The organism is Pseudomonas fungipugnans (assembly GCF_029955235.1).
In the GTDB taxonomy this organism is placed as follows: Bacteria; Pseudomonadota; Gammaproteobacteria; order Pseudomonadales; family Pseudomonadaceae; genus Aquipseudomonas; species Aquipseudomonas fungipugnans.
The window spans coordinates 1,786,839-1,806,173 of the sequence record NZ_JARBWL010000002.1; the positions used below are offsets into that span (position 1 = coordinate 1,786,839).

General features: G+C 58.1%; 26 protein-coding genes. 12 read left to right on the plus strand and 14 right to left on the minus strand.

Features of this window, described 5'->3' with window-relative positions; translation table 11 throughout:
• Positions 1-24 precede the first annotated feature (24 nt).
• Entirely contained in the window at positions 25-807 is a 783-nt protein-coding gene (locus POF45_RS23095; protein WP_259500277.1) for an aldolase, read from the minus strand.
• Between the two features lie 157 nt (positions 808-964).
• Between POF45_RS23095 and POF45_RS23100 the strand changes: the two genes are divergently transcribed.
• Positions 965-1,507: a helix-turn-helix domain-containing protein gene (locus POF45_RS23100; protein ID WP_259500279.1), complete on the plus strand. Its 543-nt coding sequence runs from the start codon at positions 965-967 to the stop codon at positions 1,505-1,507.
• A gap of 102 nt (positions 1,508-1,609) precedes the next feature.
• On the opposite strand, the gene POF45_RS23105 is transcribed toward POF45_RS23100, so the two are convergent.
• Positions 1,610-2,629, minus strand: a complete 1,020-nt coding sequence (locus tag POF45_RS23105; protein WP_282316846.1) for a DUF4917 family protein — start codon at positions 2,627-2,629, stop codon at positions 1,610-1,612.
• Positions 2,630-2,787: 158 nt separating this feature from the next.
• Here POF45_RS23105 and yiaY point away from each other — a divergent pair, with 158 nt between their 5' ends.
• Entirely contained in the window at positions 2,788-3,936 is a 1,149-nt protein-coding gene (gene yiaY / locus POF45_RS23110) for an L-threonine dehydrogenase (protein WP_259500283.1), read from the plus strand.
• Here the strand turns inward: yiaY and POF45_RS23115 are convergent.
• The 3 genes from POF45_RS23115 to POF45_RS23125 form a co-directional block, all read right to left on the minus strand.
• Complete coding sequence (locus tag POF45_RS23115; protein ID WP_282316847.1) at positions 3,933-5,099, minus strand: MFS transporter; 1,167 nt, start codon at positions 5,097-5,099, stop codon at positions 3,933-3,935. The genes yiaY and POF45_RS23115 overlap by 4 nt on opposite strands.
• Positions 5,100-5,120: 21 nt before the next feature.
• Positions 5,121-6,356: an aminotransferase class I/II-fold pyridoxal phosphate-dependent enzyme gene (locus POF45_RS23120; RefSeq protein WP_282316848.1), complete on the minus strand. Its 1,236-nt coding sequence runs from the start codon at positions 6,354-6,356 to the stop codon at positions 5,121-5,123.
• Between the two features lie 251 nt (positions 6,357-6,607).
• Positions 6,608-7,096 carry a DMT family transporter gene (locus POF45_RS23125; protein WP_282316849.1) on the minus strand — a complete coding sequence of 163 codons (489 nt, stop codon included), beginning with the start codon at positions 7,094-7,096 and terminating at the stop codon, positions 6,608-6,610.
• A gap of 77 nt (positions 7,097-7,173) precedes the next feature.
• On the opposite strand from POF45_RS23125, the gene POF45_RS23130 reads away from it, so the two are divergent.
• From POF45_RS23130 to POF45_RS23155, 6 genes are all read left to right on the plus strand, one after another.
• The gene (locus POF45_RS23130) at positions 7,174-8,085 is read left to right on the plus strand and encodes a LysR family transcriptional regulator (RefSeq protein WP_282316850.1); all 912 of its coding nucleotides are present in this window, start codon (positions 7,174-7,176) and stop codon (positions 8,083-8,085) included.
• Between the two features lie 35 nt (positions 8,086-8,120).
• Entirely contained in the window at positions 8,121-8,855 is a 735-nt protein-coding gene (locus tag POF45_RS23135) for a PA3715 family protein (RefSeq protein WP_282316851.1), read from the plus strand.
• Positions 8,856-8,859: 4 nt separating this feature from the next.
• Complete coding sequence (fos, locus tag POF45_RS23140) at positions 8,860-9,276, plus strand: fosfomycin resistance glutathione transferase (RefSeq protein ID WP_259500294.1); 417 nt, start codon at positions 8,860-8,862, stop codon at positions 9,274-9,276.
• A gap of 65 nt (positions 9,277-9,341) precedes the next feature.
• Complete coding sequence (locus POF45_RS23145; RefSeq protein ID WP_259500296.1) at positions 9,342-9,983, plus strand: LysE family translocator; 642 nt, start codon at positions 9,342-9,344, stop codon at positions 9,981-9,983.
• Positions 9,984-10,098: 115 nt separating this feature from the next.
• Complete coding sequence (locus tag POF45_RS23150; protein ID WP_259500299.1) at positions 10,099-10,257, plus strand: KGG domain-containing protein; 159 nt, start codon at positions 10,099-10,101, stop codon at positions 10,255-10,257.
• Positions 10,258-10,332: 75 nt separating this feature from the next.
• Positions 10,333-10,836, plus strand: coding sequence for a DUF4142 domain-containing protein (locus POF45_RS23155; protein WP_259500301.1), 504 nt, complete (start codon positions 10,333-10,335; stop codon positions 10,834-10,836).
• A 39-nt stretch (positions 10,837-10,875) separates the two neighbouring features.
• Here the strand turns inward: POF45_RS23155 and POF45_RS23160 are convergent, their stop codons facing one another.
• Positions 10,876-11,286 carry a low affinity iron permease family protein gene (locus POF45_RS23160; protein ID WP_282316852.1) on the minus strand — a complete coding sequence of 137 codons (411 nt, stop codon included), beginning with the start codon at positions 11,284-11,286 and terminating at the stop codon, positions 10,876-10,878.
• Positions 11,287-11,316: 30 nt separating this feature from the next.
• On the opposite strand from POF45_RS23160, the gene POF45_RS23165 reads away from it, so the two are divergent.
• The 3 genes from POF45_RS23165 to tam all read left to right on the plus strand — a co-directional run bounded on the left by POF45_RS23165 (position 11,317) and on the right by tam (position 12,905).
• The gene (locus POF45_RS23165) at positions 11,317-11,526 is read left to right on the plus strand and encodes a hypothetical protein (RefSeq protein ID WP_282316853.1); all 210 of its coding nucleotides are present in this window, start codon (positions 11,317-11,319) and stop codon (positions 11,524-11,526) included.
• 176 nt (positions 11,527-11,702) lie between these two features.
• Positions 11,703-12,032 (plus strand): YXWGXW repeat-containing protein, encoded by a 330-nt coding sequence (locus POF45_RS23170; RefSeq protein WP_259500312.1) that lies wholly within the window; start codon positions 11,703-11,705, stop codon positions 12,030-12,032.
• Positions 12,033-12,134: 102 nt separating this feature from the next.
• A complete protein-coding gene (tam, locus tag POF45_RS23175) occupies positions 12,135-12,905 on the plus strand; it encodes a trans-aconitate 2-methyltransferase (RefSeq protein ID WP_282316854.1) in 771 nt (256 codons plus the stop codon).
• 44 nt (positions 12,906-12,949) lie between these two features.
• Here tam and POF45_RS23180 read toward each other — a convergent pair whose 3' ends face one another.
• From POF45_RS23180 to POF45_RS23195, 4 genes are all read right to left on the minus strand, one after another.
• Positions 12,950-13,678, minus strand: coding sequence for a class I SAM-dependent methyltransferase (locus POF45_RS23180; protein WP_282316855.1), 729 nt, complete (start codon positions 13,676-13,678; stop codon positions 12,950-12,952).
• Positions 13,679-13,735: 57 nt separating this feature from the next.
• Positions 13,736-14,143, minus strand: a complete 408-nt coding sequence (locus POF45_RS23185; protein ID WP_259500318.1) for a type II toxin-antitoxin system HicB family antitoxin — start codon at positions 14,141-14,143, stop codon at positions 13,736-13,738.
• A gap of 37 nt (positions 14,144-14,180) precedes the next feature.
• Complete coding sequence (locus POF45_RS23190) at positions 14,181-14,360, minus strand: type II toxin-antitoxin system HicA family toxin (protein ID WP_282316856.1); 180 nt, start codon at positions 14,358-14,360, stop codon at positions 14,181-14,183.
• A 229-nt stretch (positions 14,361-14,589) separates the two neighbouring features.
• The gene (locus POF45_RS23195) at positions 14,590-15,798 is read right to left on the minus strand and encodes an acyltransferase family protein (RefSeq protein ID WP_259500320.1); all 1,209 of its coding nucleotides are present in this window, start codon (positions 15,796-15,798) and stop codon (positions 14,590-14,592) included.
• A 386-nt stretch (positions 15,799-16,184) separates the two neighbouring features.
• Between POF45_RS23195 and POF45_RS23200 the strand changes: the two genes are divergently transcribed.
• Positions 16,185-17,396, plus strand: coding sequence for a tyrosine-type recombinase/integrase (locus POF45_RS23200; protein WP_282316857.1), 1,212 nt, complete (start codon positions 16,185-16,187; stop codon positions 17,394-17,396).
• Between the two features lie 54 nt (positions 17,397-17,450).
• On the opposite strand, the gene POF45_RS23205 is transcribed toward POF45_RS23200, so the two are convergent.
• The 4 genes from POF45_RS23205 to POF45_RS23220 form a co-directional block, all read right to left on the minus strand.
• The gene (locus POF45_RS23205; protein WP_282316858.1) at positions 17,451-18,362 is read right to left on the minus strand and encodes an AbiTii domain-containing protein; all 912 of its coding nucleotides are present in this window, start codon (positions 18,360-18,362) and stop codon (positions 17,451-17,453) included.
• A 73-nt stretch (positions 18,363-18,435) separates the two neighbouring features.
• The gene (locus POF45_RS23210) at positions 18,436-18,648 is read right to left on the minus strand and encodes a helix-turn-helix transcriptional regulator (protein ID WP_282316859.1); all 213 of its coding nucleotides are present in this window, start codon (positions 18,646-18,648) and stop codon (positions 18,436-18,438) included.
• 63 nt (positions 18,649-18,711) lie between these two features.
• The gene (locus POF45_RS23215) at positions 18,712-18,969 is read right to left on the minus strand and encodes a hypothetical protein (protein ID WP_282316860.1); all 258 of its coding nucleotides are present in this window, start codon (positions 18,967-18,969) and stop codon (positions 18,712-18,714) included.
• Positions 18,970-19,037: 68 nt separating this feature from the next.
• Positions 19,038-19,331, minus strand: a complete 294-nt coding sequence (locus POF45_RS23220) for a hypothetical protein (protein ID WP_282316861.1) — start codon at positions 19,329-19,331, stop codon at positions 19,038-19,040.
• Positions 19,332-19,335: the final 4 nt, after the last annotated feature.

Below are 19,335 nucleotides of genomic sequence, written 5' to 3' on the forward strand. Positions count from 1 at the left end.
TCGCTCCTTCAAAAATGAGTGGGTTCAGTTCAGGCAATCGGCGTGTTGACGCAGGTTCTGCCGGGCGTAGTAGTTGAACGCGGCGCCGTGGCGTTTCGGTCTGGAAATCCAGTCATGGGCCTCGCGACCCAGCGCTGGCAAGATCGGTCTGATCTCGCCGGCCGCCATGGCCAACAGCTGCAACTTTGCGGCGCGCTCGATCAATTGCGCGATGACACAGGCTTCTTCGATGCTGGTGCCGGTGGACAATTGGCCATGATGGGAAAGCAGAATCGCCCGCTTGTCGCCCAAGGCACCGGCAATCAGTTCGCCTTCTTCATTGCCCACCGGCACACCCGGCCAGCCTTCCAGAAACGCGCAATCGTCGTAGAGCGGGCAGAGGTCCATGTGGGAAATCTGCAGCGGTACTTCAAGCATCGACAGCGCGGCAATGTGGGTCGGATGAGTGTGGATAATGCAGTTCACATCCGGCCGGGCACGATAAACCCAGCTGTGAAAACGGTTCGCCGGGTTGGGCATGCCATGGCCTTCGAGTACCTCCAGGTCTTCGTTGACCAGCAGCAGATTGCTTGCGGTGATTTCGTCGAAACCCAGACCCAATTGTTGGGTGTAATAGGTGCCAGGCTGCGGGCCGCGGGCAGTGATCTGCCCGGCCAGGCCGGAGTCATGCCCGTTCTCGAACAGGATGCGGCAGGTGAGGGCCAGCTTTTGTCGGTCGGTCCACGTATTATCCGCCAGGGTGTTTTGCATCTGGCTCAGTGCCTGCTTGACCAGTTGGTCTTTGGGGAGTGCTAATGTCTTGGCCATATCGTGTCCTTTGGGTGGTTCAATGGACGTCGGTTTACGGTTCACCGGTTCCTCGCAAAGTCGTCGGTGACTGCAAATGACACTAAAGAGGCTATATGACACATTGTGTCATTGGCAAGGACAAATCGTTGCCTCCTTGATGGATTAATCGCTCTACATGTCTATCCGTTTGAAATTACTGAGAAAAAAACTTGGCGTGACACTGGAGTCGCTGGCCGAAAAGTCCGGCATGACCAAGAGTTATCTGTCCAAGGTCGAGCGCGGGTTGAACACGCCGTCGATTGCCGCCGCGTTGAAGCTGGCCAAGGCGCTGAATGTGAACGTCGAGGAATTGTTCTCCGAAGACCGCGTCAGCCTCGACAGCTATAGCCTGGTGCGCAGTGATGAGCGCCAGTCATTGGCGGCCAATGACCAGAGTCCGGGTTATGCGGTGCTGGCTCATCAGGTCAGTGAGCGCAGCCTGCTGCCGTTCATCATCTATCCGCCGGCGCAGTTCACCGACAAGACCTTCAAGGAACACCTTGGGGAGGAGTTTCTGTTTGTCCACGAAGGGCAGGTGGAAGTGGACTTCGTGAGCGAGCGGGTGCTGCTCAACCGCGGGGATGCGCTGCATTTCAACGCGCAGAAGCCGCATCGGATTCGGTCGGTGGGGGAGGTTCAGGCGCAGTTGCTGGTGGTGGTTCACAGCGCGGAAGAATGAGTTGCCTGTCCTGGCGCCTTCGCGAGCAAGCCCGCTCCCACAGGGAAATGCATTCCAAATGTGGGAGCGAGCCTGCTCGCGAAAGCGGTAGATCTGTCGCCATTAAGCCTCGACCGGCACCGACAGCTTCGAACTGCCCAATCCATGCGTCTTCGAATCAAAAAACCGCAACTCAACCCCGGTCCCTTCGAACACCTTCGCGTAATGCCGCTTCTGGTGCTGGATGAACGCCTTGCTGCGCGGATTGATCGAGATCGCCACCACCTTCGGTTTGGCCTGACGCAAGGCATGCACGATGTGGCTGTCCTGCTCACCCAATGCATGCCCGAAAATGCACAACCCGTCACCGTGCCTCAGTAACTGGTCGTAGCAAAACGACAGGTAATCCGAGCTGCGAATGGTCTTGAGCTTGTCCTGCGCCGGTCCTTCGTTGACGAACAGCGGCACGTCGTCCAGCGTCTTGATCGTATTGTTGATCGCGAAACTGCCCAGCAGCGTGCCTTCGGTGGAGGTCAGCTTGCGCGCCGTGCCGTCCTGATTGCGCACCAGGTGCAGGCCACCGTGCAGGTACAGCAAACGCGGTTTGTCGGCGGCGCTGGCGCTCAGGTCGAAGCTCGCCTCGGCGCCGTGAAACAGGTCGGTGATCGCGTCTGGCTGTTGCTGAATCGCCCAGTAGTTGAGCAAGTCATAGTTGGTGGTAAACACCGTCTTGTAGCGGCTCAGCTCCTGATTGATCGTTGTCAGGGTCGAGGCTTGTACCAGCCGCCACGGGATGTGCACGGCGTGTACGGTGTTGATCAGCGCTTCCTTGATCGCGTAGTAGCGATTGCGTGGCGCGGCGGAGCTGACGGCCAGGGCCTTGTTCACCCGGCTGGTGGCTTTCAGCGCACTCAGCACCTGTTCGAAGCTGCGGGTTTGAAGCGCCTCGAACACGCTCAGTTCGGACTGGCTCAGGGGTTTTTCTTCGACGGTGCGGGCGTTCTCGAACAGCGAGTCGTAGCCGAAGTCGTCCCACACCGCACGGCTGGCGCCATTACCCACCAACAGGCCGCCAAACGAGGCGCTGGCACGCAGGGCGCTCCAGTCTTCAAGTTGGGCATCCACATCCTGGAAATCGGTCATTGCGTTCGTCGTCTCAAAGCAAAAGGTCTGATGGGCGGCGACTTTATCACGAGCCGGCGTTGAGCCAGATCAACATGCGCGGTGACTGATCGGTCGATGCTGCGGGTATCCGCCAGATCGGAGCTGTCGATCCGGCCCAACGCCAAGGAGATTTGCCCATGAGCAGCACCTTTTTTATTCCCGCCGTGAACATCATGGGCATCGGTTGCCTGGACGAGGCGATGGACGCAATCCGCAAATACGGTTTTCGCAAGGCCATGATCGTCACCGATGTCGGGCTGGCCAAGGCCGGTGTGGCAAGCATGATTGCCGAAAAACTGGCGATGCAGGACATCGATTCGGTGATTTTCGACGGCGCCAAACCGAACCCGAGTATCGCCAATGTCGAGAGCGGTCTGGGCCTGCTCAAGGAGAGCCATTGCGATTTCATCGTGTCCCTGGGCGGTGGTTCGCCCCACGATTGCGCCAAGGGCATCGCGCTGTGTGCCACCAACGGCGGGCAGATTCGCGACTACGAAGGCGTAGATCAATCCGACAAGCCGCAGTTGCCGCTGATCGCCATCAACACCACCGCCGGCACCGCCAGTGAAATGACCCGGTTCTGCATCATCACCGATGAGTCCCGGCACGTGAAAATGGCCATCGTCGACCGCAACGTCACGCCGCTGTTGTCGGTCAATGACCCGGCGCTGATGGTGGCCATGCCCAAGGGCCTGACGGCCGCCACCGGCATGGACGCGCTGACCCACGCGATTGAAGCCTATGTGTCCACCGCCGCCAACCCGATCACCGATGCCTGCGCGCTGAAGGCGATGACGCTGATCAGTAACAACCTGCGCTTGGCCGTGCGCGATGGCACTGACCTGGCTGCCCGGGAAAACATGGCGTACGCGCAGTTCCTGGCGGGCATGGCATTCAACAATGCGTCGCTGGGTTTTGTGCACGCCATGGCGCATCAGTTGGGCGGTTTCTACGACTTGCCTCACGGGGTGTGCAACGCGGTTTTGCTGCCCCATGTGCAGAGTTTCAATGCGCTGGTGTGTGCTGGTCGCCTCACCGACGTGGCGCACGCCATGGGCGCGGACATTCGCGGGTTCAGTCCGGAGGAGGGCGCACAGGCGGCCATTACGGCGATTCGCAGCCTGGCCAGAGACGTGCAGATTCCCGGCGGTTTGCGTGACCTTGGCGCCAAGCTCACCGACATCCCGATTCTGGCCACCAACGCCTTGAAAGATGCCTGTGGCCTGACCAATCCGCGAGCAGCGGATCAGCGGCAGATCGAGGAGATTTTCCGCAGCGCGTTCTAAACGGTCTTGGCGCCCGGCGCGAGCTTCACACAGAGCATCGCGCCCAGGGCCAGCAACACGCATAACAGTGATAGAGGCCATGCATGATGAGTGGCGATCAGGCTGGCGATGCCGCCGATATCGGCGGCCATCAACTGGTGGATGAAACCGCTCAAGGCCATCGCATAGGCACCGCTGGCCGGCGCCCCGTCGTTGGCCAGGGCCAGGCTGATCGGGTAATTCAATGACTGGCCGAACACGGCCACGCAGTAGGGCAGCCACAGCAATAAGGCGATGGACGTCCCGGCCATGCTGGCCAGCAACATGCTTGTGCTGCCAGCGAGCACCAACCCCACACCGAGGGTCATCAGCCACTGTTGGCCGGTGCGTAATACAAACCGATTGACCCCCAGCGCGCCAAGAAAATACGCCGCACTGATGGGCCAGCCCAATAGCCCGTATTCCACTGCCGACCAGTTGAATGGCCCTTGCAGGATCAATGGCGCAGCGGTGTTGAACGCGATGATCACCCCATAACCGAGGCCGCCGGCGAGGGTTGGCAGTACAAAGCCGCGATCACGCAAGATGCGCCAGTAGCTTGGCCACGCCGACGCCTGAGTCCTGTCTTCGGAGCGCAACGCAAACGCGACGCGAGCCAAGATCATCGCCATTGTCAGACTCACCGCACCCAGCAGGTAAAAGATCGCCGGCCAGCCGAGTGCGACCTGAATCAGCGAGCCCAGGTATTGGCCGATCCCCAATGCAATCACAAAGGAAACCGACAGCCATGACAGCGCCTTGGCCAGCAGCTCGCCGCGAAAACTGTCGCGGATCAGCACCCGCGCCATCACCGAAATGCCACTGGCGCCAATGCCCTGCAGCAGTCGCAGGGCAAGGAACGCTTCGAGCGTCGACCCAAGGGGCAGGGCCAGATTGCTCAGGCCATAAATGACCAGTGCCGCCAACAACACCGGTTTGCGCCCGATGCGTTGGGCCAGGCTGCCCCAGAACAGCATCGGCAGCGCTATGCCGATCAGGTACACAGCCAACCCCCAGGACACTTGCGAGGCATCGGCGGACAGTGACAGGGCCATGTCCGGCAAGGCTGGCAAGTAGATGCTCATGCCCAACTGCGCCACAAATACGGTGCAGCAGGTGATGTGGAGGGTGGTGCTGTTCTTCATCGCGTCTTCCCTGGGTTCACTTCAGCAGCCGACGTTCCGGTCATGGACGCGCAATAGATCGGTGACCAGGTCACAGAAGTCCCTGATCAGCGTCGGCGTCATGTCTGCTCGCAGGGTGATTCTGATGGCGGCCTTGTCTCGTGCCACCACCGGGAAAAACACCGCGCAGGTAAAAAAGCCATGATTGGCCAACGCGACAGCCACAGTGTTGGCCCGTGCGGCGTCACCGCAGCGGATCAGGCGGATGGCCATGTTGCTGCCTTGTTGTTCGGTGCGTATGAGGCTGTCGAAGTGTCGGATATTAACCTGAAGTTTTTTCTGTAACCCGGCAAATTCTGCGGTCCGGTGCAACTTGATCGAGGCCCTGCCGGCACCGATGGCGCAACTGTTCAAACTTTGCGACCAGTTGCTGGGGCCGCCGTAACGGGTGATGAGTTTTTTCTGCCGTTCGTTGCCCAGCATCACCAGGCCACCACTGGCGCCAAACGACTTGGCCAGTGAGGCTACGATCAACACGTCGTCCTCAAGTGCTTGTAGCCTCGGTCTTGCCAGACCGGCACCGAACGCTCCGACAGCGGACAACGCATGGGAGTCGTCGAGATAGAGAAACAGGCCGTAGCGATCCTTGAGGTACAGCAGACTGTCCATGTCTGCGACCCCGCCCATGCTGTAGGCACTGTCGGCGATATAGGCAACTGTGGCGTTTCTTTGGCACAGGGTTTCGAGGAAATCCATGTCGTTGTGCGGGCACGTCACGACGTTGGTTTCATCGGCACAGGCGGCTTTCAGGTGATTCATCGAGTAGTGCGCCATGCGATCGAACGCCATGACTGGCGGCCGATTTTCCGTGAATACGCCGCTGGCCAAAAGTGGCAGGACCCCGGCACTCGCGGCACTGCATGACAAGGTGCTCAGGCAGGGGGTGCCGAACAGCTCGGACAGCTCGTTTTCATACTGTTCCAGAATCGCCAGTTTGCAGCGGTTCTTCGAATTGGGAACACGCAGGGTGCCCACTTTAAGCAATGCGGAAATGGCACCGTCAATCAGTGCCGGATGACGGTCAAGGCCCAGATAAGACGTCGTGCAGAAGTGATGCAGCATTCTCCCGTGTTGATCGAGCATCTGGTTGTCTTTTTTGATCTCGACGTTGAGGCCGGAGATTTTGCCGGCTTCGGCGGTTTCCCAATCGTGATCGGCCAGCGAGATGACTTTACGGTAGTTGGTGAAGGTATTGGCGGCGTGGGTTATTTGATTCATGGGTGGGGCAGTCCTTGGGTGAAGCGATCCGTGGGTTTGTTGCAATATGTTTGTGTTTCCGGACTTTACAGAGTGTTCCCACGGACTTTGAATCGGCCGTTTCTGACGGTGTTGCGGGCTTTTAGAGAGTTGTTTGTAGGACGCTGCCTGAAAGGGTGTCAGCCAGTAAATCGGTGTTCACACATCCAGTGTGGGAGCGAGCCTGCTCGCGAAAATGGCCTCCTGTTCAGCACAGCATGTCGGCTGCGCCATCAACTCGCCGTTACCACACTCCTGGCTGGCGACCCGCTGAACTGAATCAACACCACCCCGGCCACCAGGAACAGGGCGCCCAACACCCTGGGCAAAGTCATCTGCCGTTCCATCAGGCCAAACAAGCCAAAGTGATCCAGCACCAGCGACGCCGCAACCTGACCCGCCAACGCCAACGCGATGAACCCGCTAGCGCCGAGCTTGGGCAGCAACATCAGCGCCAGCGAAATAAAGCACACGCCAAACGCACCGCCCGCCCACATCCACAGTGGCGCCTTGCGGATGAACGCCAGCGACGGCAGGGGCAGGCGCAGTGCCAGGATAATCGGCAACAATACCAATATGCTCACCAGTAACGACGCGAGCGTCGCCCACAACGGATGACCCAGACCGCGCCCGAGATTGGCGTTGATGACGCTCTGAAACGGCACAACGGCCCCGGCGATAACGGCCAGCACCAACAGGGCGGCCCAATGCAAACTGCTCATGATCACGCTCCAACAGGTTTTGCTGGACTCTAGAGTATTCATCACGCAGATTTAAATTCCGTTTTGCTATTCAGAACATGCACCAAATGAATGATCTGCGCCGAGTCGACCTCAATCTGTTGGTGATTCTTGATGCCTTGCTCAGCGAGCAACATGTGACCCGCGCCGCCGAACGACTGCACCTGAGCCAGCCAGCGGTCAGTCATGCCCTGGCGCGACTGCGGGATTTGCTCGGCGACCCTTTGCTGGTGCGCGCTGGCGCCCATCTCGTTGCCACTGCGCGAGCTTTGGAACTGATGGCGCCACTGGCTGAAGCCCTGGCCCAGGTGCAGTCGTTGCTGGTACCGGATGCATTTGACCCCGCCGCCGCCAAGCGCACGTTTCGTCTGGCAATGTCCGACTACGGTGCCGCCATCATCCTGCCCGGGCTGATCCGCAAGCTGCGCCGTGAGGCGCCGGGCATCGATCTGCAAATCAGTCACGCCAGCCGCGAGGGCATGCTCGACGGCGTACTCAATGGCGACATCGACGTGGCGGCTGGCGTGTTCCCGGAGTTGCCCAACGAGGTGCACAGCGTTCCGCTGTTCGAAGAGCACTACGTCTGCCTGGTTGATCGTCATAGTCTGCCCGGGGACGGCACGCTTGACCTTGCCACGTACCTGGCCCGCCCCCACGTGCTGCTGGAAATGCGCGGCAGCGGCACCCCGGAAATCGAACGTGCGCTGACCGGCATCCGCGAACGTCGTCATGTGGCGATCAGCCTGCCGCACTGGAGCGTCGCCCCGGGTGTTATCAGCGGCACCGATCTGATTCTTACGGTCGCCGCTCGTGGTTTGCGTAATATCGATCAGGCATCGCTGACCGTCGTCCCGCCACCGTTCGAGATTCCGTCGTTCAGTTTTGTATTGGCGTGGCACAAGCGTCGGGGTGGGGATCAGGCGTTGAAGTGGTTGATGGGGCGGATTGAGGAGGGGATAGTGCGCGCCTGAAATCGTCTGGGTTTCAAATACACAAGGAACAGGGAATGACATTGAAGTCTGGATTGATGAGTTGTGCGGCGTTGTGTGCGGTGGTGATGACGACACCAGTGTTCGCGGCGTGTGAGAAGCCGTTTCTGGCGGGGGATTTCGGTTATTCGGTCTGCAAGGACTGGCCGGCTTACCCGGGGCTTGCGATTACCGCATTGTCGCAGTTCGAGTCGGGGCCTTCGGCAAGCGATTACGGCCCTGAGGGTAAATATGATCTTGATCTCGCCGTTTTCTCGGCCGGCGAATCGAAACCGTTGGCGATGTATCACAAGGCATCCGCTTTTGAATCGGACGCCATTGAGTTTGAAGACCTGCAAATCGATACCGCCCGTTACCAGCTCACGCCGGACTTGCGCGCCTTTGGTGTGCGCGCCACGTTCAATGGCTCGTCACGGGTCAATCCGGTGAATGAAAAGCTGCTCTCGCTTTATGTGAGAGAGGGCGACACGTTACGGCCGGTCCTGGATAAGCTCATCACGTATGAGTACGGGGGTGAATGGGACGGTACTTGCGCAGGTGAGCTATACCAACACACCCGAACCCTCGAAATCGGCAAAACCAGTTCACATGGATACGCCGATTTGATCGTCAAGACGGTGACGACCAGCGAAGTCGGGAAGGGCGAAGGGGACGCGTGTGAATCCAGTTCCACCACCGCCAAACCGGTACTGACGACGCTTCGATATGACGGCAGCACCTACGTGTTGCCGCAAGGGTTCAAAGGCTACTGAGATCATGCTAACCAGCCTCAACCACCTCACCCTCGCCGTCACCGACCTGAACCGCAGCGTGGCGTTCTACCAGGCGCTGCTGCAATTGCGCCTCGACGCAAGCTGGGACGGCGGCGCCTATCTCTCGCTGCCGGGCCTCTGGTTGTGCCTCTCTCTCGATCCGTTGCGCGAGTCCGAACCTGGCGCCGACTACACCCATTACGCGTTCAGCATCAGCGCTGCCGACTTCCCGTTGTTTGTCGAACGCATGCGGGCGGCTGGGGTACGGGAGTGGCGTGATAACCGCAGCGAAGGTGCGTCGTTCTATTTTCTCGACCCCGATAGCCATAAGCTCGAAGCCCATGTCGGTGATCTGGCATCGCGATTGGCGGCGTGCCGGCAGCGGCCCTATGTGGGCATGAAGTTCTTCGATCAACCGTGATTCGACTGCTGGACTGCCGGGATAGACTGGCGACCACTGATGAAAACGCACCAACAGGAGCCCCCATGACCCCATCGCTGCTAATGGCCGTACTCGCCTCCGGCTTCATTTATGGCATCACGCCGGGGCCGGGCGTGCTGGCGGTGTTCGGGATTGGCGCGGCCCGCGGGCGGCGAGCGGGGGCGGGGTTTCTGTGCGGGCATTTGCTGGGTGACGTGATCTGGTGCAGTACGGCGTTGATCGCAATTGTCGGCGCCCGGGAAATCGGCAGCACCGCGTTTGACGTGTTGGGCGTGCTGAGCGGGCTTTACCTGTTCTGGCTGGGGCTGCGTGCGGTGCGGGCTCGTCGTGGCTGCGGTGGCGAGGCGAGCCAAGGGCCGGTTCGGCAGCCGTTCTGGCACGGCATCGTGTTTGGCCTGACCAATCCGAAGGCCTATCCGGTGGCGGTGGCGACGTTTACCGCGCTGCTGTCCAGTCGCGCCGAGTTGCTCCATTGGTCGATGCTGCCCTGGCTGATTGCCCTGAGTTTCGTCGGCGGCCTGCTGGCCTACGTCATTCTGATCGGCATCGTCGGCGCGCGTCAGGTGCGCGCCGTGTATCAGCGTCATGAACTGTTGATCACCCGCCTGTGCGGGGTAATGTTCATCGGTTTCGCCGTCAACGCGCTGCTGCATGCGCTGCCGGGACTGGTGAACGGCAAGGCTTGAACGGCTGAACCGTTCGTCGCGGCACAGGTAGTTTTTCTAAACCTTTGGGGCAAGTGGAATTCAGAACCTATGCGGGCTGTTGCTCGCCACGATCAATACCAAGAGGAAGAGAATCATGCCTACTTCAAGAAACTCGAACTCGGGAAACTTCGCCAACGATCGAACGAAGGCGTCTGAAGCCGGTCGCAAGGGTGGGAAAACCACCACCACGACTGTCGATAAAGACCCTGCGAAAACCGACATGGGCCGCAAAGGTGGTCAGAAATCTCGGTAGTTGTTGAAGGTTGTTTTGATTAAGAGACGGGGGCGAAAGCCCCCGTTTGAATTTCTTCTTGAGGAGGGCGCGACCATGAACCGGATGGCCACCCGATTACGTAACGCCAGTTTTATCACGCTGCTGGGCCTGTGTGCCGGCAGTGCCTTTGCCCAGTCCCCCGCCGAATTCATCAACGACGCCTCGGCCAAGGGCATGGCCGATATCGAGGCCAGCCGGCTGGCCCATCAGAAAACCGACTCCAAAGAGGTCAAGGATTACACCATTGTGGTGATCAATGACCGCACCACGGCCAATCAGCACCTGGCGAAAATCGCCAAGCAACTGGACTTGCCGGTCGCCCCCCGGGAAGAAGTGGTCGACAAGGCCAACACCTTGATGCCAAAAGTGAAGGAGGGCACAACCTTCGATCAGGCGTATGCCGCCAGCCAGGTGCAAACCACGCAAGAGGCCATCGCGCAGCTTGAGCAGGAAGCCCAGACCACCGACGTGCCTGAAATCAAAGCCTTCGCCGAAGAGACCCTGCCGAAGTTGCAAAAACATCTGCAAATGGCCAGGGCGTTGCAGGCCAGCCGCTAGAAATGTCGCGAGTGGCTGACGCCACTCGCGAACTGCCCTTCAGCAATGATTGAAATCAGGCTTTTGCTTGTCGCCCGCGGCCGCTTCGTCAAGATTCAGCGTTTCGTTTTCACCTATCGAGCGGTACTGCTTTCTCAGCGCCTCTAACTCTTTGAGACTCTTGCCGTCCAGGCCCAGCATGGCGTTCTGCGCGTCGGTGGTGGCCCGTAACAGCTCGTCAATTTTCAAATGCAGAATGTCGTTGTCGCGGTTTTGCGTGTTCTGAATCAGGAACACCATGAGGAAGGTAATGATCGTCGTCGACGTGTTGATGATCAGCTGCCAGGTATCGTTGTAATGAAATGCCGGCCCTGTCATCGCCCAAATGATGATCAACGCCACCGCCACCATGAACGTCTTTGGACTGCCTGCCCACATGGAGAGAGTCTGGGAGATTTTCGAGAATTTCATTACCGTTTTCCTTATAAGGGATGCGCCTGAATGTTCAGACAGCAACGGTTTGCTGAAATTTCTTTTTACAAATTTACAGGTATTTATGCTGTGCTCGGTGATCAGGCTGACGGTCCTGCCGCGCAAATGGAAGGTTTTTCCATTGTCGGCGGTCAGTGTCGGTTTGCTGCCATTGTTAACTGCTTTTTTTCAAAATGCCTGGTCTATGGCTCGACGAACGGTCGGTTTTGTTATGAGTAACGACCATTTGGCGATAAAAAACGGACCCTGATCGCGATGCAATTTGTGCCCCGAGTTCAGGTAAGCGACAGACAGAACCTGTTACAAGGTCTGTGAGCCAGGCAGGAGCATGGTGGTAACAGGGGGCATTTTTTTGCTGGTTTACTCAATTTGGCGGTCAAGCCTGAGGAGGCAGCATGTTGTTACGTTATATGGCGTTATTGGCGCTGGTGGTGGCAGCTTCGGGCTGCGTCGAGGAGCGGGTCGTTCACGATCGGCGCCCGGTGCAGCGCGAATACGTTGAAGTCATCGCGCCGCAGGCACCGCCGGAGCGGGTGATCGAGGTCGAGCCGGCAGGGCGCGCGGGTTACGTCTGGTCCCGAGGTTATTGGCGCTGGGAAGGCGGGCGTTATGTGGCCGTTCACGGTCACTGGGTGGCAGAGCGGCCCGGTTATCGGTACGTGCATCCCCATTGGGAGCAGCGTGGCGATGGCTGGCATTGGCAAGGTGGCGGTTGGGCAAACTGACGGCCGTCTCCATAAGTCGAATTGGGCTGGCACTCCGGGCGATGTATCTTGGTGCACCGGTTGTCAGCCCAAGTCCTGACGACGCTTCGACAGGAGAACGCAATGAGTTGGTCCGCCAAGCAATACGTCGCTTTTGAAGATGAACGCACTCGCCCGGCCCGTGATTTACTCGCGGCCATCCCGACCATGGATGCACGCTCGGCGGTCGACATTGGTTGTGGTCCCGGCAACTCCACCGAATTGCTGGTGGAGCGCTTCCCAAACGCCAGGGTGCAGGGGCTGGACAGTTCCACCGACATGCTCGATTCTGCCCGCAAGCGCTTGCCGCTGGTGCATTTCGACACGGTTGATATCGCCACCTGGAGCGATCAGGGCCCCTTCGACGTGATTTTCGCCAATGCCGTGTTGCAATGGCTGCCGGATCACGCCCGATTGCTGCCGTCACTGGCGGCCAGGCTTGCTCCCGGTGGCAGCCTGGCGATTCAGATGCCCGATAACCTCAACGAGCCGTCCCACCGTTTGATGCGCGAAGTGGCCGCTGATGGGCCATGGGCCGATAAATTGGCCGGCGCTGCCGGGCAACGAACCGACATGGCAGATGCCAGCACCTATTATTCGATCCTGCGCCCGCACTGCGCGCGAGTCGATGTGTGGCGCACGACCTATCATCACCCGCTCGCGGAGGGTGCCTCGGGCGTGGTGGAATGGTTCAAGGGCAGCGGTTTGCGGCCGTTTCTCGAACCGCTGGATGAGACTGAGAAGGTGCAGTTCCTCAAGCAGTATCTGGCGGCTGTCGAGCAGGCTTATCCGACGCTTGAAGATGGCTCGGTATTGCTGCCGTTTCCACGCCTGTTCATCGTAGCCACCCGATAAAGTCCTGTACCGCGAGGCTCATATATTCATGAGCCTCGCAACATTCAGCGCATCACCCCCACCAGCATCATCATGGGCCGTTCGCGCTCTTCAGCCAGTGCGGGCTGTGCTGCGACCTCCTCGTCACTCGGTCCCCATTCATTGACGTGCTGAATGCTGAATCCCGCGCCAAGCAAAGTATTGAGTAGCGTGCCGACGGTGCGGTGCTGCTTGATCACGCCTTCGGCAAGCCAGTGGGTGACTCGCTCGCCTTCGTGCTGGTAGCTGTCCAGCGGCCAGCGCTTGCGGCCTTCGCCATCGATCAGCCATCCCGGATTACGTGGGGCCATGAAGATCGGATGTTCGATGGAGAACACGAAGCGGGAACCGGGTTTGAGGGCCGCGTGGATATTGCTGAAAAGCCCCGGCAGGTCCTTGATGTAATGCAAGGCCAGCGAGCTGTAGGCCAGGTCGAAACTGGCGGCTGGCAGGTCGAGGTGTTCCAGGTCGGCGCGTTCGTAGCGGATGCTGGACGCGGATGTCGTGTTGCGGGCTTGCTCCAGCATCTTTTCCGACACATCCAGGCCCAACACGTTGTCGGCGCCTTGCTCGGCGGCCCAGCGGCTGAACCAGCCATAACCGCAGCCGAGGTCCACCACCTTGAGCCCGTTCATGGGCGGCAACATGGAACGAAGCGCGGGCCATTCAGGTGCCGCATCCAGGCCGCCAATTGAGCGGCCCATTTGGGCATAACCCTGAAAGAACTCGGGGTCGTCGTAGATATTTTGGGTCATGAGCGAGTGGCTCCAATCAATTCGTTTGCAGTTGATACGCTTTCTTTCCGTGCGGAATCAGGTCTGCTGCAACACCTTCAGCGCCGCCGAGGCCAGGAAACCGGATCGACTTTTTTCTTCTGGATGATGCAGCACATATTCGTCGATCCGAGTCAGCAGGTAACCCGGCAAGGTGATGTTCAACTTCTGCGCTTTGCCCAGGTATTTGGTCACATCAATGTCCACCAAGGCCCAGGTACAGCCCGCGTATCGCGGATTGGCCGCATGCAGGGTGACTTTACTGGCTGGCGGAATCGGTGCGCCGTCCTCGGCCAGTATCTCGAAATGACCTTCGATGGCTTCGCGCGCCATGGCCATGGCATCGTCGAGGTCGTCACCGGCAGAGAAGCAACCTGGAATGTCCGGTACTTCCACGCCCCACGCGTGTTCGTTGTCGCCTGTTGAAATCGCTATCGGGTAAAGCATGTTATTTGTCCTCCGCGGACGCCGTACAGCGGGGCTGTCAGAGCAATGCCCGCTGCAGAATACTGATGGCCGTTTTCCTGAGTAGATCCTTTTTCGGGTGGGGGACGGTCACCAGGCCTGGCTTGGTCGGATGCTTGAAGTGATGATGGCTACCCCTGATCCGCACCAGATACCAACCGTCTGCCACGATTTGGCTAATCAAGAATCGCCTATTCACATCACCTCCATGTGGTGTGCGTAGGTGGTTACTATACCTACTGAAAAAACGTAATCAACACTATAACCACCGAGTGGCTTGCCGTATCGGCGTGAACCCAGTCTAGAGGCGAGTACGGAGCGGGGTGGTCAGCGTCTCCCGATGAGCTTGTTTTCTGTATTTCGAGGTTTTTCGGGGCACAAAAAAACCGGTCATTGGACCGGTTTGATTGGCAACCCCTCAAGGTTGATTATTCCTTCGCCACTGCCGAAATAGTTGCAACTGCTGGTTCGCGCGCTGGCTCTTCAACACTGCCCGGTTCCAGCATCGCAAGCTTGCGCCGGGCAATCTCTGCACCGCGACGGCGCAAGGGCTGCTCAACGTAGCGGTAATTCAGTTCGGCGCAAACAAGCATGATCAGCGCCGACGTCAACAGCAGCTCGAGCGTGTATTCGCGGCCCAGTGTCGTTCCTTGTTCAGCGGCAACCCGCGTCCATATCTCCGTACTCAGGTGATAGGCAAACAAGTGGATGACATACAGCGCATAGGATCGTGAGCCCAACCATAACAACGGCCCTGACAGTAGCGGTGGCGAGAAAATGTAGCCTTTCTGATAGCTGGCAAGCCACACGATCAGCAGCGAGACCAGCGCGATCAGCCCGAAGGCGATGGGGGTGGCGATCATCTGCGCCGCGATGGCGCCCAGCATGTACAGCAGGAACAACGTGACGCCCAGACGCTTGAGGCCACTCGTTCCCAGAGACACCGGTTCAATCTGTTTATACACGCTGGTACGGGTAAACAGGCATAACACAATCCCCCACATCATGGCGTCAAGGCGCAATGAGTACAGCATCCCGCCGGGAGGCGGGGCAAACATGTTGCGATCAAGGCCGAACTGCACGGCAATCAATAACAGCAGCACAATCACCCGCCAGCGAGTCGAGGTGATCAGCAGCAGGAACAACGGGAAGATGAAGTAGAACTGCTCTTCCAGTGCCAGGCTCCAGTAGACCGAATTCGGCCCCAGCAGCAACCCGTACTGGTTGGCCAGGTTACCGCTGAACGTCGCGACAGCGGTGAAGCTGCGAAGGTTGTTGAACCAGGAATCAAAGGCATTGGACTGATTGAAGAAGATCGAAAACGCCAACGGGATCAAGACCCACAACCATGCCGTCGGCAACAGTCGATAAGCCCGGCGAAGCCAGAATGAAAACGCGGCAATGCCGAACTGGCCCTGGGCTTTGTACGTGTCGAAGTAGTCGAGATAAGCCTTGCTGACCACAAACCCCGAGATGCAGAAAAACAGGTCGACACCGGACAGTGGCGAGAAGATGTTGAGCACCTTGCCGAAGAGTTCATGATGAAACGGCAGCAGGACTTGAAGATGGGTGGCGAGGGTCATGACGATGGCCGCCGCGCGCAGGTATTCGATTTCCAGGTTTTTGCGATGACTCATCGGGCGCTCTTTTATTTATTGGGGGGCTGGCGCCGTCACGCGCGATCCTTGAAGCGTGGGGCACTATATCCGCGTGGTCCCGACGGTCGCAATAAAACCCGGGCACAAAAAAACCGGCCACTGAGGACCGGTTTTTTGTGTTGCTGCCTCTCTCGTCAAAAACATCCTGACGCGAGACTGAAATTGATTGGAGCGGGTGAAGGGAATCGAACCCTCGTTATCAGCTTGGGAAGCTTGGGCGGATAGTGTTTCATACAGACACGGGATGTATGCTTACGCCCCGCAGAGCCCGCAGGAACGGGGCTTTGCGTAGAGTCGGTCATTTCATGCTGTTTCATCGGCAAACCCCTTATTTCAGGCCAACGGCCCCCAGTAACGGCCCCCAAATGCTCACAGAGAAACAAATCAAGGCAATGAAGCCTGCGGAGAAGGAATACACAGTCTCGGATGGCCGTAGCGCCAGAGGCGAGGGCGTATTGATACTGAGGGTCCGTCCGAATGGCACAAAAGAGTTCTATTTCCAACGGCGGGTGAATGGATCGAAGCCAAAAAGCAAACTCGGCACCTGGCCGACACTCGGCTTATCTGCTGCTCGTGATCTGTGCCGTGTAGAGAAGGAAATTGCGGTGTCGGCCGGCACCTTCCAGAACCTGCTGGACGCTTATACAGCCAAGCTGGCAGGGGAGGGGGCAGCCTCTGCTGATGATGTGAAGTGGTCACTCAAGCATTACGTGTCTGATTCGTTCCCTGACCTGGTCAAGCGGCCAGTGTCTCTGATCGGGCCAGGCGAGATCCGCGACATCATCACCAAGATGATCGGCAACGGTGTGACCACCTACTGCAACCGGGTCCGCTCGCAGTTGCATGCTGCCTTCCAGATGGGCCTGGAGCAGGAGTTCAACCCCCGTAGTTATCAGAAAACGGATCTGAAGTTCGGGCTCAAGAGTAATCCGGTGGCCAGCGTTCCAGTGCAGGCTGATTGGGAGCAACCTGGTGATCGGGCGTTGTCGACCGAAGAGCTGGCCCGCCTGTGGCAGTTGTTGCCCGAGCAACTGAGTGTGGTCACTGCGGAGCTGATCAAGTTCCTGATTGCCTCCGGTGGCCAGCGCCCCGAGCAGCTGCTGGCGACTGAACGCCGGCAATACCTCAAAGACCACCTGATCATCCGTAATAAGAAAGGAAAAGGCGCCGAGGGCGAGCGGTCCCTGCATGTCGTGCCCTATAACAAGCTGATGCGCGCGAGCCTGAAGGCGATGGACGAAATTAGTTCGACCAGTGCCTATCCGTTTGAAGGCAAAGTCGAGGGCAGCGCACTACATGCCAACTCACTGTCACGCGCTGTCACCAAGCTCTACGGTCGGCACGCTGACAAGTTCAACGGTCCGTTTACGCTGAGAGACATCAGGCGCACCTGCAAAACATTGATGGGCGTGGCAAAAATCAGCAAAGAGTTGAAGGACCGTATCCAGGGCCATGCCTTCGGTGATGTGGCCTCGAAGCACTATGACCGCTATGACTATTTTGATGAAAAGAAAACAGGGCTTCAGCGCTGGGCGACCTGGTTACAAAAGAACGTCATAACGGCGAAGGTGGAATAAGTGAAGCCGCTTACGCGGCCTCACTGGAGATTTAGAAGGTAGGTCGGATCATACTCAGGACAGGCCTACGTAGGCTCCGATTGCCTTTGCGACGCCCGCAGCGGCTGCCTCTATTCCCACCCCCGATGCTCCTTCAAACGCTTTCATGGTTAAACGACTGATCCACGAACTTGCCTTGGTTGATTTTTCCTTGTCGTCGTTCGTTGCCTTGGCTTGGTCGAGATCATCTTGCATTGCTTCAAAATCAGCCGGCTTCAAGCCTAGCGAAGTCAATTGCGCTGTTAACGAGTCCCAATTGCCAAGTTGAGTGGACGCGTTTTGCGTAAAGTTTTCCCCTGAATTAGAAATATTGCCGACATTGCCGTTGATGGTGTTATTGAATATTTGCGTCATCTTTTCGTTACTCAAAGGGGGGTGGCTACCAATCGGGGTCTCTCCAGCGTTGGGGGCTTCTCGGTCTAGATCAATCACGTAGTCAAGGATTCGCGTTTTGACGGAGTCCAACAACCTGACTACGGCGCCGATTGGAATTTCTTTCCACGCGGCCACGCACTGCATGCCGGGTGTGAGCGTAGAAGCATATTGAATAGCCAGCTCCAACGGCCACTGCTCTGTAACTCTGCCAGTTTTATCGCCTACCAGTAATGCGGCATAGCCGCTGATGCTGGAGGTCATGTGAGCGTGTCGGAACTGCTCTTGTAGCTTTTCAGGGAGGATCCCCACCGGTATTTGCAGACGATTGGCCTGCCTGAGCCCACCGTGGAATGATCCATAGGAATCGACTCGCACCACTCGATAGTCTGGTAGTGACTTAATGTCGGGATATCCGTTGAGTTCTCTGTCCACCCATTCATTGAGTAGGGGATGGGAAATGCGAGCTGCAAGCAACTTACACATCCGCAACAGCGTTGGGACATCCGTTGTCTGGGAGATGGCTGCGGCTTGAATATCTTGAATGAGCGACATTGCTGAAACCTGCATAGACCGAGAAGGCCTACATAGTAGCTGCAGTTGATATGGCACAAATAGATGAAGCCGCTTACGCGGCTTCGGTTTTGGCACTGGTCTGCCAGTTTGCGGGATTGTTCTGCCAGGCCTCGATCGCTGATTCTCGCCAACCAACCCGGCCGGCCGAAATCACCACCGACTTGGGAAAATTCCCCCGTTTGATCTCGCGCCAGAGTGTGGTTCGGGAGAAGGAGGTAACGCCCAATACTTCCTTCTCCCGCATGAAACGATCCAGCTTACTCACGGCGGCCCCCAGCGTTTTCTAAAGCTTGTTGTGTAATGTACTTCATGATTCAGATCCCTTCATTCAGACTTGGCGGCACGCGAAGTTCGGTCGCTCCGCCGGGTGCTTAGCTAGCAGCCGAGCAACCACGGCTAGGTCAGTTGCACTCAGCTCCCCAAGGTTCTGCGCCATGGTGGTCAGGCTCTCAAGTCGTATACGGTCATCAGGCGTTTTATGTACCTGATAGCCGATCATCGCGGCGCCAATAATGGCGGTGGCCACCAGGTGTCGTGCCGGTGTGGTAGCCTTCACATCGCTGCTGCTTTGGTGCTGTGCTTGCATGGTGATGCTCCTCAGTAGTGGTTGGTGTCGGGGAGGGCCAACTCCTCGTCACCGCTCTTCAAATCCGGTTAGTCCTGGCGTGCCAGGTGAATAATCAGGTCGTCAAAATTCGGGTCATCCTCAGCGCTTGACCGCCACTCCAAAACTTTCAGAACCTGCAAGCGGCTGCAGTCGTCCACCAGGATCTCTCGCTGACCACCTGCAGCTCGAACTTCCAAAATCTGCAGTAACCCGTCTTCGCCATATGCTCCGGCTTGAATGATTAGGGTGTTTTGCCCCGTCGCGATCAGCCGGTCTTGGATCTCCTGCAGCTTGCTGGTCTGGCCGTCGCCAGCGTTGCCTATAAACACTTGAACTTGCATCTGC

What these genes read in the sequence shown, in the direction of transcription:
- POF45_RS23095 (WP_259500277.1), bottom strand. Translation starts at nt 807, where the DNA reads ATGGCCAAGACATTAGCACTCCCCAAAGACCAACTGGTCAAGCAGGCA.
- POF45_RS23100 (WP_259500279.1), top strand. Translation starts at nt 965, where the DNA reads ATGTCTATCCGTTTGAAATTACTGAGAAAAAAACTTGGCGTGACACTG.
- POF45_RS23105 (WP_282316846.1), bottom strand. Translation starts at nt 2,629, where the DNA reads ATGACCGATTTCCAGGATGTGGATGCCCAACTTGAAGACTGGAGCGCC.
- yiaY (WP_259500283.1), top strand. Translation starts at nt 2,788, where the DNA reads ATGAGCAGCACCTTTTTTATTCCCGCCGTGAACATCATGGGCATCGGT.
- POF45_RS23115 (WP_282316847.1), bottom strand. Translation starts at nt 5,099, where the DNA reads ATGAAGAACAGCACCACCCTCCACATCACCTGCTGCACCGTATTTGTG.
- POF45_RS23120 (WP_282316848.1), bottom strand. Translation starts at nt 6,356, where the DNA reads ATGAATCAAATAACCCACGCCGCCAATACCTTCACCAACTACCGTAAA.
- POF45_RS23125 (WP_282316849.1), bottom strand. Translation starts at nt 7,096, where the DNA reads ATGAGCAGTTTGCATTGGGCCGCCCTGTTGGTGCTGGCCGTTATCGCC.
- POF45_RS23130 (WP_282316850.1), top strand. Translation starts at nt 7,174, where the DNA reads ATGCACCAAATGAATGATCTGCGCCGAGTCGACCTCAATCTGTTGGTG.
- POF45_RS23135 (WP_282316851.1), top strand. Translation starts at nt 8,121, where the DNA reads ATGACATTGAAGTCTGGATTGATGAGTTGTGCGGCGTTGTGTGCGGTG.
- fos (WP_259500294.1), top strand. Translation starts at nt 8,860, where the DNA reads ATGCTAACCAGCCTCAACCACCTCACCCTCGCCGTCACCGACCTGAAC.
- POF45_RS23145 (WP_259500296.1), top strand. Translation starts at nt 9,342, where the DNA reads ATGACCCCATCGCTGCTAATGGCCGTACTCGCCTCCGGCTTCATTTAT.
- POF45_RS23150 (WP_259500299.1), top strand. Translation starts at nt 10,099, where the DNA reads ATGCCTACTTCAAGAAACTCGAACTCGGGAAACTTCGCCAACGATCGA.
- POF45_RS23155 (WP_259500301.1), top strand. Translation starts at nt 10,333, where the DNA reads ATGAACCGGATGGCCACCCGATTACGTAACGCCAGTTTTATCACGCTG.
- POF45_RS23160 (WP_282316852.1), bottom strand. Translation starts at nt 11,286, where the DNA reads ATGAAATTCTCGAAAATCTCCCAGACTCTCTCCATGTGGGCAGGCAGT.
- POF45_RS23165 (WP_282316853.1), top strand. Translation starts at nt 11,317, where the DNA reads ATGTTCAGACAGCAACGGTTTGCTGAAATTTCTTTTTACAAATTTACA.
- POF45_RS23170 (WP_259500312.1), top strand. Translation starts at nt 11,703, where the DNA reads ATGTTGTTACGTTATATGGCGTTATTGGCGCTGGTGGTGGCAGCTTCG.
- tam (WP_282316854.1), top strand. Translation starts at nt 12,135, where the DNA reads ATGAGTTGGTCCGCCAAGCAATACGTCGCTTTTGAAGATGAACGCACT.
- POF45_RS23180 (WP_282316855.1), bottom strand. Translation starts at nt 13,678, where the DNA reads ATGACCCAAAATATCTACGACGACCCCGAGTTCTTTCAGGGTTATGCC.
- POF45_RS23185 (WP_259500318.1), bottom strand. Translation starts at nt 14,143, where the DNA reads ATGCTTTACCCGATAGCGATTTCAACAGGCGACAACGAACACGCGTGG.
- POF45_RS23195 (WP_259500320.1), bottom strand. Translation starts at nt 15,798, where the DNA reads ATGAGTCATCGCAAAAACCTGGAAATCGAATACCTGCGCGCGGCGGCC.
- POF45_RS23200 (WP_282316857.1), top strand. Translation starts at nt 16,185, where the DNA reads ATGCTCACAGAGAAACAAATCAAGGCAATGAAGCCTGCGGAGAAGGAA.
- POF45_RS23205 (WP_282316858.1), bottom strand. Translation starts at nt 18,362, where the DNA reads ATGTCGCTCATTCAAGATATTCAAGCCGCAGCCATCTCCCAGACAACG.
- POF45_RS23215 (WP_282316860.1), bottom strand. Translation starts at nt 18,969, where the DNA reads ATGCAAGCACAGCACCAAAGCAGCAGCGATGTGAAGGCTACCACACCG.
- POF45_RS23220 (WP_282316861.1), bottom strand. Translation starts at nt 19,331, where the DNA reads ATGCAAGTTCAAGTGTTTATAGGCAACGCTGGCGACGGCCAGACCAGC.